At 60.0% G+C, this 13,126-nt stretch carries 12 protein-coding genes; 3 read left to right on the top strand and 9 right to left on the bottom strand.

Going from position 1 to position 13,126, the window contains the following annotated elements; genetic code table 11:
- Window positions 1-196 precede the first annotated feature (196 nt).
- The 5 genes from HMPREF2712_RS00895 to sdhC form a co-directional block, all read right to left on the bottom strand.
- A complete protein-coding gene (locus HMPREF2712_RS00895) occupies window positions 197-1,447 on the bottom strand; it encodes an amidohydrolase (RefSeq protein WP_049346821.1) in 1,251 nt (416 codons plus the stop codon).
- 242 nt (window positions 1,448-1,689) lie between these two features.
- Window positions 1,690-2,478, bottom strand: coding sequence for a succinate dehydrogenase iron-sulfur subunit (locus HMPREF2712_RS00890; protein WP_005506828.1), 789 nt, complete (start codon window positions 2,476-2,478; stop codon window positions 1,690-1,692).
- Window position 2,479: 1 nt separating this feature from the next.
- Window positions 2,480-4,243 (bottom strand): succinate dehydrogenase flavoprotein subunit, encoded by a 1,764-nt coding sequence (gene sdhA / locus HMPREF2712_RS00885; RefSeq protein ID WP_070614699.1) that lies wholly within the window; start codon window positions 4,241-4,243, stop codon window positions 2,480-2,482.
- A 51-nt stretch (window positions 4,244-4,294) separates the two neighbouring features.
- Entirely contained in the window at window positions 4,295-4,780 is a 486-nt protein-coding gene (locus tag HMPREF2712_RS00880; protein WP_005506820.1) for a succinate dehydrogenase hydrophobic membrane anchor subunit, read from the bottom strand.
- A 3-nt stretch (window positions 4,781-4,783) separates the two neighbouring features.
- Window positions 4,784-5,242, bottom strand: a complete 459-nt coding sequence (gene sdhC, locus HMPREF2712_RS00875; protein ID WP_005508964.1) for a succinate dehydrogenase, cytochrome b556 subunit — start codon at window positions 5,240-5,242, stop codon at window positions 4,784-4,786.
- A 347-nt stretch (window positions 5,243-5,589) separates the two neighbouring features.
- On the opposite strand from sdhC, the gene HMPREF2712_RS00870 reads away from it, so the two are divergent.
- Both HMPREF2712_RS00870 and HMPREF2712_RS00865 read left to right on the top strand, forming a co-directional pair.
- The gene (locus HMPREF2712_RS00870) at window positions 5,590-6,699 is read left to right on the top strand and encodes a mannose-1-phosphate guanylyltransferase (RefSeq protein ID WP_070819115.1); all 1,110 of its coding nucleotides are present in this window, start codon (window positions 5,590-5,592) and stop codon (window positions 6,697-6,699) included.
- Window positions 6,700-6,979: 280 nt separating this feature from the next.
- Window positions 6,980-8,344 carry a hypothetical protein gene (locus HMPREF2712_RS00865; RefSeq protein ID WP_070819019.1) on the top strand — a complete coding sequence of 455 codons (1,365 nt, stop codon included), beginning with the start codon at window positions 6,980-6,982 and terminating at the stop codon, window positions 8,342-8,344.
- Window positions 8,345-8,481: 137 nt separating this feature from the next.
- Here HMPREF2712_RS00865 and HMPREF2712_RS00860 read toward each other — a convergent pair whose 3' ends face one another.
- The 3 genes from HMPREF2712_RS00860 to HMPREF2712_RS00850 all read right to left on the bottom strand — a co-directional run bounded on the left by HMPREF2712_RS00860 (window position 8,482) and on the right by HMPREF2712_RS00850 (window position 11,138).
- Window positions 8,482-9,039, bottom strand: coding sequence for a 2'-5' RNA ligase family protein (locus HMPREF2712_RS00860; RefSeq protein ID WP_246827897.1), 558 nt, complete (start codon window positions 9,037-9,039; stop codon window positions 8,482-8,484).
- Window positions 9,040-9,111: 72 nt separating this feature from the next.
- Window positions 9,112-10,176, bottom strand: coding sequence for a tryptophan--tRNA ligase (gene trpS / locus HMPREF2712_RS00855; protein WP_070614704.1), 1,065 nt, complete (start codon window positions 10,174-10,176; stop codon window positions 9,112-9,114).
- A gap of 86 nt (window positions 10,177-10,262) precedes the next feature.
- The gene (locus HMPREF2712_RS00850; protein WP_005508971.1) at window positions 10,263-11,138 is read right to left on the bottom strand and encodes an exodeoxyribonuclease III; all 876 of its coding nucleotides are present in this window, start codon (window positions 11,136-11,138) and stop codon (window positions 10,263-10,265) included.
- An 80-nt stretch (window positions 11,139-11,218) separates the two neighbouring features.
- On the opposite strand from HMPREF2712_RS00850, the gene HMPREF2712_RS00845 reads away from it, so the two are divergent.
- Window positions 11,219-12,052: a GntR family transcriptional regulator gene (locus tag HMPREF2712_RS00845; RefSeq protein ID WP_049327895.1), complete on the top strand. Its 834-nt coding sequence runs from the start codon at window positions 11,219-11,221 to the stop codon at window positions 12,050-12,052.
- A gap of 123 nt (window positions 12,053-12,175) precedes the next feature.
- Here HMPREF2712_RS00845 and HMPREF2712_RS00840 read toward each other — a convergent pair whose 3' ends face one another.
- Window positions 12,176-13,054, bottom strand: coding sequence for a bifunctional methylenetetrahydrofolate dehydrogenase/methenyltetrahydrofolate cyclohydrolase (locus tag HMPREF2712_RS00840; protein WP_070614708.1), 879 nt, complete (start codon window positions 13,052-13,054; stop codon window positions 12,176-12,178).
- Window positions 13,055-13,126: the final 72 nt, after the last annotated feature.

Raw genomic sequence — 13,126 nt, 5'->3', positions numbered from 1 at the left:
CCCCGAGGGTGTGTGGGCACGGGGTCGGGAACATAACGCAAATGTCCTCATAATCCCTTTAATTCTATCGCGTGCATAGAGTTTCACCCCGTCACTCGGTGAGAGGTGACGAGGTGAAACTTGTACAGCTTTCAAGGCTTGATGTGGCGAAATAGTCGCGTCTTTACACCTGACTCATAAGCTTTCGAGTGGCTCTTTAGCGCGCCTCATCGCGGATGGGGTTCGCAGCCTTCGCAGCCTTCGCCAGTTCAAAGCGGACGGCGCGCAGGGCGGTTGCCGCCATGACGCGCACACCAATGCCGATTGCCTGCTCGCTCGGGGCGTAATCGCCCTGATGCAGATCATAGGTGGGGTCGCCGGGGGCACGGGTACCCAGGCGGAACATGGAACCGGGAACTTCCTGCAGCATCCACGCGAAGTCTTCGCCACCCATGGACTGCTCGACCAGCACGATGGAGTCCTCGCCCAGCTCGGCGCGGGCTGCGTTCTCGAGCATGGTGGTTTCCAGATCGGTGTTCACGACCGGGGGTACGCCGCGGATGTGCTCCACCCGCGCCTTCACGCCGAAGGGTACAGCGACCTGCTCGATCACTTCGTCCAGCAGGTTGCCTGCCTGACGCCACACCTCAACGTCCAGGCAACGCATGGTGCCCGCCAGGTAGCCCTCGGCGGGGATAGCGTTGGGAGCAACACCGGCACTGACCTGTCCCCAGGCGACCAGCACGCCCGAACGTACGTCAGTGCGGCGGGTCAGCACGGCGGGAACCTGCACAGCAATCTGGCTCATGGCGTAGATGAGGTCTTCGGTCAGGTGCGGGCGAGAAGTGTGGCCGCCGTGACCGCTCAGATGAATTTTCACGGTATCCGAGGCGCTGGTAATCGCACCGATGCGGGTACCGATCTGGCCCAAGTCCACCTTCGGGTCACAGTGCAGAGCGAAAGCACGCGGAATATCCTTGAGTAGACCCTGCGAAATCATCTGCACCGCACCGCCGGGCAGCTGCTCCTCAGCGGGCTGGAAAAGAATGCGGACGCTACGGCCCAGCGGGGTCTTCTCGTTCAGCTCGTGCAGTGCCAGCGCCACACCGAGCATGACGGTCTGGTGAATATCGTGGCCGCAGGCGTGCATCACGCCGGGCACGGTGGAGGCATAGGGCAGGTCGGTCTGCTCAACAATGGGCAGAGCATCAATATCGGCACGCAGAGCCACGGCGAAGGGACCGCTTCCGATATCGACGTAGCAGCCGGTGCCTTCGCAAGCAACAGGATTCATGCCGGCTTCTCGCAGTCGATTCATGAGGCGCTCAGTGGTCGCCACTTCACGGAAGGAAAGCTCCGGGTTGGCGTGCACTTCGCGGCGGAACTGCACGAGGGTACCCATCATGCGCTCCACCCAGTCGTCGAAGACAGGGGTGGACAAATCGTAGCGAGAATTAGCGAAAACCATACACAGTAGAATAACGCCGCCCGCCGGGGTTTACCTACCCGCTCCCCCTTTCTGACAGCCCTCGAGAATATCTATGACTTTATGACAGATTGTGAAGAGTTTTTGTGCACGCCGAAGCCCCTGAAAATGCTCTGTGCCATCATTTCCATCAGACTTTTTCTGTCAAACAATTCAAGCCGCCACCCGGTGTGGGTGACGGCTTGAATCGTCAATGCTGTATCAGCTGATACCGCGTACTCAGATTAGAGCGAGCGGCTCAGGATTGCCTGCTTCACCTCGGCAATAGCCTTGGTGATCTGGATGCCACGGGGGCAAGCCTCGGTGCAGTTGAAGGTGGTACGGCAACGCCATACGCCTTCCTTGTCGTTGAGGATCTCCAGACGCAGGTCGCCTGCATCATCGCGCGAGTCGAAGATGAAGCGGTGTGCGTTCACGATAGCGGAGGGGCCGAAGTACTGACCGTCGGTCCAGAAGACCGGGCAGGACGAGGTACATGCTGCACAGAGGATGCACTTGGTGGTGTCATCGAAACGTGCACGGTCCTCAATGGTCTGCAGGCGCTCACGCTCAGGCTCGTTCGAGTCGTTGATGAAGAACGGCATGATTTCGCGGTATGCCTGGAAGAAGGGCTCCATGTCAACGATGAGGTCCTTCTCGCAGGGCAGACCCTTGATGGGCTCAACGGTAATCGGCTTGGACAGGTCAAGGTCCTTCAGCAGGGTCTTGCAAGCCAGGCGGTTACGGCCGTTGATGCGCATCGCGTCCGAACCGCAGATGCCGTGTGCACAGGAGCGGCGGAAGGAGACGGAGCCGTCTACTTCCCACTTAATCTTGTGCAGAGCATCCAGCACGCGGTCGGTGCGGTACATGGTCAGCGGGAATTCATCCCAGTATGCCTCGGAGGAAACTTCCGGGTTGTAGCGACGAATCTTGATGACCACATCGTAGGTGGGGATGGAGTCGGAGTCGCCGCCGGTCATACCCTCAAACAGCTTGACGGATTCCGGTTCGGGGAGTTCGTTTTCAGCCATTTTAGTACTTACGCTCCTTCGGCTCGTAACGGGTGTAGACAACGGGCTTGGTGTCGAATCGCAGGCCCTTAACACCCTCAAACTCGGATTCGGGGTCGAGGTAGACCATCGAGTGCTTCATGAAGTTAACGTCGTCACGCTTGGGGAAGTCCTCGCGGTAGTGACCGCCGCGGGATTCCTTACGGTGCAGCGCGCCAACGGACATGACCTTTGCCAGCTCAATCAGGAAGCCGAGCTCAACAGCCTCGAGCAGGTCGAGGTTGAAGCGCTTGCCCTTGTCCTGGATGGCAATGTTCTTGTAGCGCTCTTCCAGCTCGGCAATGGTTGCCAGTGCTGCGCGGATGGTCTCGTCGGTACGGAACACCTGCATGTCAGCTTCCATAGCCTTCTGCAGGTCTGCGCGGATAGCGCCGACCTTCTCGGTGCCCTTGCCTTCGAGGATGCCGTTGAGCATGTTCAGAACGCGATCTGCTGCATCGTCCGGAACCGGCACGAACTCAGCGGATGCTGCGTACTCTGCAGCCTTGCGGCCTGCACGCTTACCGAACACGTTGATGTCCAGCAGGGAGTTGGTGCCCAGACGGTTTGCACCGTGGACGGACACGCAAGCAACCTCGCCCGCTGCGTAGAGACCGGGGATGGTCTCTTCGCTGTTGCGGTAGACCTCGGTCTCGTTGTTGGTGGGGATACCGCCCATTGCGTAGTGCGCGGTGGGGAACACCGGGATGGGCTGGTGGTGCGGTTCCACTGCCAGGTAGGTACGAGCGAACTCGGTAATATCGGGCAGCTTCTCGTCGATGTGGGAGGGCTCCAGGTGGGTCAGGTCCAGCAACACGTAGTCCTTGTGGGGACCGCAACCGCGGCCTTCACGCACCTCGTTTGCCATTGCACGTGCCACGATATCGCGGGGTGCGAGGTCCTTAATGGTCGGTGCGTAGCGCTCCATGAAGCGCTCACCGTCAGCGTTACGGAGAATACCGCCTTCACCACGAGCACCCTCGGTAACGAGAATGCCCAGGCCAGCCAGGCCGGTCGGGTGGAACTGAACGAATTCCATGTCCTCCAGGGGCAGACCTGCACGCAGTGCGATAGCCATGCCGTCACCGGTGAGGGTGTGTGCGTTGGAGGTGGTCTTGAAGATCTTGCCACAGCCGCCGGATGCGAAGATCACGGACTTAGCCTGGAAGACGTGGACCTCGCCGGTTGCCAGGTCGTAAGAGACAACGCCGGCGGGGCGGGGCTTGCCCTCTTCGTCCTTGACCAGGATCAGGTCGAGAACGTAGAACTCGTTGTAGAACTCCACATTGTGACGAACGCAGTTCTGGTAGAGGGTCTGCAGAATCATGTGACCGGTACGGTCAGCTGCGTAGCATGCGCGGCGCACAGCAGCCTTACCGTGGTCACGGGTGTGACCGCCGAAGCGGCGCTGGTCAATGCGGCCTTCGGGGGTTCGGTTGAAGGGAAGACCCATCTTTTCCAGGTCGAGCACAGCGTCAATAGCTTCCTTAGCCATGATTTCTGCTGCGTCCTGGTCGACCAGGTAGTCGCCACCCTTGACGGTGTCAAAGGTGTGCCACTCCCAGTTGTCCTCTTCAACGTTTGCCAGAGCGGCGCACATGCCACCCTGTGCCGCACCGGTGTGGGAGCGGGTGGGGTATAGCTTGGTCAGTACCGCGGTGCGAACTCGCTGACCGGCCTCAATGGCGGCACGCATACCTGCGCCACCGGCACCGACGATCACTACATCGTACTTATGTACCTGCATGATGTTCTTTCTGTGTTTTAGATGTTTTCGTTTGTCTCGGATACGTCGCCGTTAGCGTGCCGAGCAGAAGCTGGGGAGCAGTTCAGCCGCTGCGCCGGAGGGGCAGGGGTCGAACGCGAAGATGGTGAGGGTACCAACCAGCAGGACGAATGCGCATGCTGCGAAGAGAATGACCTTCAGCCAAACGCGCAGGCGGTCCTTCTCAGCGTAGTCATCGATGATGACGCGGATGCCGTTAGCACCGTGCAGCATAGCCAGCCAGAGCAACAGCAGATCCCAGACCTGCCAGAAGGGGTTAGCCCACTTGCCGCCCACGAAGCCGAAGTCGATGGCGTGGATACCGTCACCGACCATGAGGTTGGAGAACAGGTGACCGAAAATCAGCACGACGAGTACGACGCCGGACAGGCGCATACCCAGCCAAGCGAACATCTCAAAGTTGTTGCGCTTGGAGGAGGAGCGGTTGTACTTCACACCGTCGATGCGGTTGTCACGCAGACGGGGTACATAGGTGCGGGGCTTAAGCGGAGTAGCCATAGTTTAGTGACCTCCCATGTGCGAGAAAACGATCGGCAGGTGACGTGCGGCAAAGCCAGCAACGGTGATTGCCCAGAGGAAAAGCACAACCCAGAGAATCTTGATGTGCATGTAGGTTGCCTTCTGGCTGATTTCGACGTTGCCGTCCTTGTTCTTCGCCTGGATGTGCTCCACGTGCGAGTTGGTTGCCTTACCCCAGAAGTCAATAAGGATAATACGAATACCGTTGAACGCGTGGTAGACGATGGCGGCGACAAGCGCGGTCTCGCCCAGGCCCATGATGGGGTTCTTGTACAGGCTCAGTACACCGTTGTAGGCCTCCGGGGAGATACGCACGACGGCAGTATCTAGGATGTGTACAAGAAGGAAGAAGAAAATCGCGATACCGGTAATGCGATGAGCAACCCAGGACCACATGCCCCAGCGGCCGCGGTAGAGGGTTCCTTTAGAACCATTCAACACTGAATAACCTCCTGCTGCGACGGCGAGCGTCTGGGTTCTGGTACCGCATTTTTAGGCCCCAGCTTCCAGGCACAGCTGTGTGCTCACCGACTGCTTTTGTTCGTCTGTTACTTCCAAGATATCAGGTAAATTCACAGCTTACTGACACCCTGTTTAGGGTTTTTTTACAGGTTCTAAAATCAAATTAGGGCACATTTTCTTTACGATATCCCCTAATCCCCTGTGTTTGTACGGAACTTACCTTAACCTAACCTCAAACATCACCTAAATGAGAGCCGCCTGACACTTTTTTGTTAAAACCTAAAAGAATTCGATATATGACAAATTCACCCGCTATTCTTGAAGCGATGAATACTGCACTCACTCGATTCCGCCCGCTTATTCCCGCCGGCGGTGTTGGCTCGCGTTTGTGGCCCCTGTCCCGCGCGCATGCCCCGAAATTCCTGCTCGACCTTACCTCGTCGGGCAATTCCCTGTTGCGTGACACCTACGACCGTCTCATCGATCTCAGCAACGGTTCCGTCATGGTAGTTACCGGCACTTCGCACGCCAATGCGGTTACCCAGCAGATTCCTGAACTGCGTGCCGCTGACCTGGTACTGGAGCCCTCCCCCAAGGATTCGGCTGCAGCTATCGGCCTGGCTTGCGCTATCATCCACCGCCGCGAACCGGACGCCATCATCGGCTCCTTCGCAGCTGACCACGTCATCAGCCCGGTGGACGAGTTCCACCGCGTGGTGACCGAAGCTGTCATCACCGCGGCAACCAACAAGATTGTCACCATTGGCATTACCCCCACCGAGCCCTCCAGCGCGTTTGGCTACATTCATGCCAGCGAGTCCCTGGGCATCGAAGGCGCTCCCAATGCTCACGCCGTGGACACCTTCGTGGAAAAGCCGGACACCACTACCGCACAGAAGTACCTGGATTCCGGTGAGTACACCTGGAACGCAGGCATGTTCGTGGCACCGGCAGCCCTGATGCTCAAGCACCTCGAGGCAAACGAGCCCGAGCTGTACGCGGGCATTATGGAGATCGCTAACGCTTGGGACACCCCCGAGCGTGAGGCTGTTATGGACCGCGTGTGGGAGACCCTGCCGAAGACCGCGATCGACTACGCTGTGGCTGAGCCCGCAGCGGTAGCGGGTGACGTCGCCATGGTTCCCGGCTCCTTCAGCTGGGACGACGTTGGAGACTTCGACGCTGTGGCTCGCCTGAACACCGAGAAGAGCGGCGAAGAGCTGACCATCCTCGGCGAAAAGGACAACGTCATTAACCACGGTTGCTCCGGCATTATTGTCGCGAACACCGAGCGTAAGATCTCCGTGATTGGCTTGGACGATATCGTTGTGGTTGACACCCCCGATGCTCTGCTGGTCGCCCCGCGTTCCAAGGCACAGGCTGTCAAGGATGCCGTGGGCGAGATTAAGGCGCGAGGCCTGAACAACCTCCTCTAAATTTTTAACCCTGAGTGGGCAATGACCCCTACTCGAGCAAAAGACACCTCTTTCAAAACCGGTTCTCTTCTTTTCGGAAGGGAGCCGGTTTTCTTTTGCCCTAATGGCTCATTTTGCGGGCGGTTTCAAGGCTTTTGCCTAGTGGGACGCGGAAGGATACTCCATGCGGCTGAGCAGGGGCAGAATGTCTTATGCGCCCTGTGTAGGTTGCACTTCCAGAGTCTGATACAAGCCAAGGATCAACCACTATAGAGAACCATTCTCATGTTAATCTTGGTGCATGCACATGACCCGTAAGTTTTTCCTCACCCGCGCCGGTGCACTCGGCGCTGTAGCCGCCCTCGCACTGACCGCCTGCGGCTCCCAGACCACCCAGAACGCACGGACCAGCCCCAGCGCCTCCACCTCCGCGAGCGCTACCCCCGCATCCATCACCGAAGGCAAGGGCGCGGCAAGCCGCGTTGCCATCACCTACGACGGCGGCGTGCTCGTTTACGACGCCAAGGACATGAAGCTGCTCGCAGACATCCCCAAGGAAGGCTTCCTGCGCCTCTCTGACGCTGGCGATAACCGCCACCTCGTCGTTGCAGACGGCAACAGCTACACCTTCCTGGACACCGGCGTATGGTCCGTAGCGCACGGCGACCACTCGCACTACTACACCACTTCCCCGTCGCTGTCTTCGCTGTCTCTGGCGGCTGACCACACCGGTCACGTCATCAAGGACAACGGCAAGGTCGCGGCATTCGCTGACGGCACCGGCTCCTTCGCCGTGTACGACCCGGCGAAGCTGACCCACGACAAGCGCACCGCCTCCTCCCTGGAGACCACGACCGTCACCCTGCCGAAGCCTCACCACGGCTTCGCAATCCCGCTGCCCAACGACCAGTACCTGGTAGCGGTCGGCGACTCCAAGACCCGCACCGGTGCCGCTGTTGTGGATGCTCAGGGCAAGACTGTCACCGAGAGCCCCGCCTGCCCCGGCGTTCACGGTGAAGCCATCGCCAAGGACGGTGCATTCACCATCGGTTGCACCGACGGCGCGCTGGTCTACAAGGACGGCAAGTTCACCAAGATCACCAACCCCGAGGACCCGTACTCGCGCTCGGGCAACCAGGCGGGTAAGGCCGATTCCCAGTACGTTCTGGCGGACTACAAGACCGATAAGGACGCTAAACTGGAGCGCCCCGAGAAGTTCTCCATCATCGACACCGTTGCGGCAACCCGCACCGTCTACTCCCTGCCTTCTGGCGTGAGTTACACCTTCCGTTCGCTGGGTCGCGGCCCCCAGGGTGAGGCCCTGCTGCTGACCACCGACGGTAAGCTGCGCGTCTTCGATCCGGCGACCGGCACTGAGCTGGGCTCCGTACAGCTCATGGAGGCGTGGACCGAGTCTGAGACGTGGCAGGACGAGCGTCCGGCACTGTGGGTGGACGGTAAGACCGCCTACGTGACCGATCCGGCGACCAAGAAGCTCATTGCGGTGTCCCTGTCGAACCCGGCAGCACCGAAGGAGCTGATGAGCGTGGAGCTTCCGAAGACCCCGAACGAGATCCTGGGTGTTTCTTCTGCGAACGCTGCACCGGTTGAGGCAGAGGCACACGGCGCAGAAGCTCACGGCTCGGCTTCCGCTGACGCACACTAATCCGGCGAGTCTGGCGAGGGCCACTCCCGCTATGGTTCTCACGCTGAAGCAAACCTAGCGAAAACATAAAGAGAGATGCGACCGATAACCTATCGGTCGCATCTCTCTTTGTGCATGCAGGGTTTATGCGCCAGCTACTAACGCAACGGCAGACCCCCAATTTCTTCCCAGTTCTGCCCATCGTAGGAGTAGCAGTGCAGGTGATCCACGGTGAAGGTACGTTGCTCGGCGGGCAGAGCGTCAAACACCTTGCGGGCGTTCGCCACCTGCTCCTCACTCAAGCCGTGGCCCAGAGTCACGTGCGGCACGTAGGGGAAGGATGCCGCGCCGGCACCGAATAGCTCAACCAGCTTCTGGTGAATCTGCTCGAACTCGGTTTTACCCGCCTCCAGGTTCAGGTACTCCACCTCGGTTACCGGGCGGAAGGAGTGTACCGAACCCCAGCGTGCCTCAAAACGCGGCGTGTCCAGCGCCTCGCGGAACTGCGGGGACTGCACCGCAGCCAATAGAGACTCGTTCAGCTCTGTCAGGTACACGGTCACGTGGGTGCTGATAGGCGCCACCGCACCACCAGCTACCGCGCGCTTCCACTCTTCCAGGCGCTGAACATTCTCACCGCTCACGTGCGCAATAACGCTCAGGTAGCGGCGACCGGGTTTCAGGGTCGGGGATACAGGAGCCGTCGTGGGGCTCAAAGAGTTCTCTTGTGCTGTCATCTCAATCGTGCAGGTAATGCGGCGTCTCAGCCGATTTGGCTGAACAGCGCGCTAGATTGCTGCGGCAGGCAGGAAGCCAACCTTCTTGTACACGTTCTCAATGGTGACCGTAGCGATCTCGCGGGCAGCGGATGCGCCCACAGCCAGCAGGCGGTCCAGCTCGGCGGGGTCGTCCATCAGCTCGAGGGTACGCTCACGCACCGGGGTGAGGCGCTCCACCACGATATCGGCAAGGTCAACCTTCAGGTGGCCGTACATCTTGCCCTCGTAGCGTGCCACAATCTCATCGATGCTCTCGCCGGTCATTGCCGAGTAGATGGAGAGCAGGTTGGAGACGCCGGGCTTAGCCTCGCGGTCGTAGGCGATGACGGAGCCGTCATCGGTCACGGCGGACTTAATCTTCTTCTGGGTTACCTTGGGGGTGTCCAGAAGCTTAATCAGGCCCTTGTCGGTGGCTGCAGACTTGGACATCTTCGAGGTCGGGTCCTGCAGGTCGTAAATCTTAGCGGTTTCCTTCAGAATCACCGGCTCGGGCACCACGAAGGTCTCACCGAAACGGGAGTTGAAACGCTGCGCCAGGTTACGGGTCAGCTCCAGGTGCTGACGCTGATCTTCGCCCACGGGCACGCCGTCCACCTGGTAGAGCAGGATGTCGGCAGCCATCAGAATCGGGTAGGTGAACAGGCCCACGGAGGCGTTCTCGGCGCCCTGCTTCTGGGACTTATCCTTGAACTGGGTCATACGGGACGCCTCACCGAAGCCGGTGAAGCAGTTCAGAACCCACGCCAGCTGGGCGTGCTCGGGCACGTGCGACTGCACGAACAGCGGGGTGCGGGTCGGGTCGATACCGGAGGCGATATACTGCGCCGCGGTCAGGCGGGTACGCTCACGCAGCTCCTCGGGGTTCTGAGGAACGGTGATGGCGTGCATATCCGGGATAAAGAACAGACATTCGTTATTCGGGTCGTCCTGCAACGCCACCCAGTTGTTCACAGCACCAATATAGTTACCCAGGTGCATCGAATCAGCCGACGGCTGCGCACCCGAGTAGATACGCGCCTTCTGCTGAGAGGCGTTAGGGATGAGGGACTTATCCTGCTTCTTTTCGTCTGCCATAGTTATTTCCTGTGCAGTTCTTCCTGTGTGGTGCTGCGGACGGTGCAGCACATCTTCAAAAACTTATCTGTAGGTGGGTCCGCGTCTTACTCACCGATGCGGTAGTCAACCACGAGCGGCGCGTGATCGCTGAAACGCTCATCGTAGCTTGCCGCGCGGTCCACGACCGCTTCTACGGCGCTTTCGGCGAGCGCCGGGGTCGCCATGTGGTAGTCGATACGCCAGCCTGCGTCATTATCGAACGCCTTACCGCGGTAAGACCACCAGGTGTAGGGGCCGGGCACCTGACCCGCCAGCTCACGAGCCACATCGCGGTAGCCGATATCACCGAAGAAGCGGTCAAAGTAGGCGCGTTCCTCCGGCAGGAAGCCGGCACGCTTCTGGTTAGCCTTCCAGTTCTTAATGTCCAGCTCGGTGTGGCCTACGTTCAAATCGCCCACGATAAGCACGTGGTCCGAATGCTTTGCCAGTTCAGGCATGCGCACCAGCATGCGCTCCAGGAAGCGGTACTTATCGTCCTGCTTCTGGGTGCCGACCTCACCGGAGTGAACGTAGGCGCTGACCACGGTCAGGGTCTTGCCGTTGGGCAGAACGTAGTCCGCCTCAACCCAGCGGCCCGAATCGTCAAAGTACTCTTCGCCAATATTCGAACGGGTCGCTACCGGCTGGTTCTCCAGGAGTTCACCGGCCGAGTTCGGGGTGCGGCGGGTCGCCACCAGCACACCGGCGCGGCCCTTCGCGGCAGCCTCCGCGTGCAGAATATGCCACTGGGATTCGTCCAGCAGCTCACGCACGATAGCGTCGGGTGCGCGCACCTCCTGCAGGCAGAGAATGTCGATGTCACGGCTCGCCAACCACGCCGCCATATCCTTCTTGTAGGCGGCTCGGATACCGTTCACATTCACGCTTGCCACGCGAAGCAGACCGCTCGGGCGCGGTGCAGGGGTGTTAGAAAAATGCATAGTCTTAATTATGCCAGTTTGAGGGAAGAGAAATTTTCACTCGTGCGCGTTTTTTCTCTGGCTGAACGGTAAACTATTGGGTGATGAATTCACACTCCTCACAGACCACCGACCACGGTGCCCCCTCACATTCTGCGGGCACCACCGCATCCGAAAGTACCGCTCACAACGCTGAGAGCCGCTACGAGCTACCCCCGATTCCCGGCCCGAAGTACGAGCAGGTCATCCACTACATTGAGCAGCGCTACATTATTCCCGGCAAGCCCGGCGATAAGCTGCCCACCGAACGCATGATTCAGCAGAACTTTGGGGTGAGCCGCCAGACGGTTCGTAGCGCCCTGAAGGTTCTGATTGAACGCGGCCTGCTCTACAACGTGCAGGGCTCCGGCACCTACGTTGCCGAGCGTAGCGACGCCACCTACATTCCGCGCGTGGACACCTTCGTTGACGATATGCGCCGCCGCGGTTTTGAGGGCTCCACCCGCATGATTGCGACCCGCTGGGTGGACGCCACCGAAGAGATCTCCACCCACCTATCCGTGCCGGTGGGCGAGCAGGTGCTGTTCGTGCGCCGCCTGCGTCTTGCCGACCACGAAGTCATCGGCTTTGAGCGTTCCTACTTTGTCAAGGCCGCCGCAAGTAGCATCCTGGACGCCATGATGGCGGAGATGTCCGGTGCGATGAGCTCGCTAGACCAGCTTGCCGACACCCCCAACGCCATTAAGCACGCCCGCGTACGCACCAGCGCGGCGCTCTTCACCGACGCCGACGCCGAGGCGTTCAACCAGCAGGTGCCCGTGGGCGAGGCGGCGTTCAAGGTCTGCGCGACCGGCTACACCGAAGAAGGTAGTCCCGTAGAGTACGCAGAGACCCTGTACCTTGCCGATGCCTACTTCTACGAGATGATTCTCTAGCACCTGCCTTTTCGATTGTGATGACAGTGTGAAGGGCGGTGCCCCGGTAGATTGTTCTACCGGGGCACCGCCCTTTTTGAGTTATCAGCTCTGAAATATTTCAGCTCTAAAATGCTGCGGGCCTTACGCCGTCTGACGCTCCGCGGTCTCAACCACGTTCACCAGCAGCTCCGCGCGGGTCATCGGGCCCACACCGCCGGGGTTCGGGGAAACCCAGGACGCCTTCTGCGCAGCCTCCGGAGAGACATCGCCGAAGAGCCTCTTCTTGCCGGTCTCCGGGTCCTCAGCACGGGAAACACCAACGTCCAGCAGGATTGCGCCGTCCTTGACCTGGTGAGCCTTCAGCACGTGCGGAACACCCACAGCGGCAACAATGACGTCAGCCTCGCGCAGCACCTCGTCCAGGTTCTCGGTACCGGTGTGCGCCAGGGTTGCGGTCGCGTTCACCTCGCGGCGGGTCAGCAGCAGACCCAGCGGGCGGCCCACGGTAATGCCGCGGCCGAGCACCACAACGTTCTTACCGTTCCAGTCGATGCCGTGGCGCTTGACCAGCTCAATGACACCGTTGGGGGTGCAGGGCAGCGGGGAATCCAGCGGCTCAGAAACGTTCAGCACAAGCTTGCCGAGGTTGGTCGGGTGCAGGCCGTCAGCGTCCTTCTCGGGGGCGATGCGCTCCAGCACGCGGTTGGTGTCCAGGTGCTTGGGCAGGGGCAGCTGCACAATGTAGCTGGTGCACGCCGGGTCGTTGTTCAGCTTGTCGATCTCTGCGTCGAGCTCTTCCTGAGTGATGTCACCGGGCAGGTCCACACGGATGGAGTTAATACCGATCTCTGCGCAGTCGCGGTGCTTAGCGCCCACGTACGAGCGGGATGCGGGGTCGTCACCGACCAGCACGGTACCCAGGCCGGGGGTAATACCCTTAGCCTTGAGCGCCTCGACGCGCTCCTTCAGCTCTTCCTTGATGGCTGCGGCGGTTGCGTTACCGTCTAGAATCTGGGGCATTGTTTTTCCTTCCATAGATTGCGGCGGGTTCGCCGAAACGGACGGTCTGTGTGTTGAGTTCTAGGGTGCGCC

Source organism: Rothia sp. HMSC064F07, from assembly GCF_001837265.1.
GTDB classification, from domain to species: Bacteria; Actinomycetota; Actinomycetes; order Actinomycetales; family Micrococcaceae; genus Rothia; species Rothia mucilaginosa.
The sequence above is the reverse complement of the archived record's forward strand: the minus strand, read 5'-3'. Positions and strand labels throughout refer to the sequence as shown.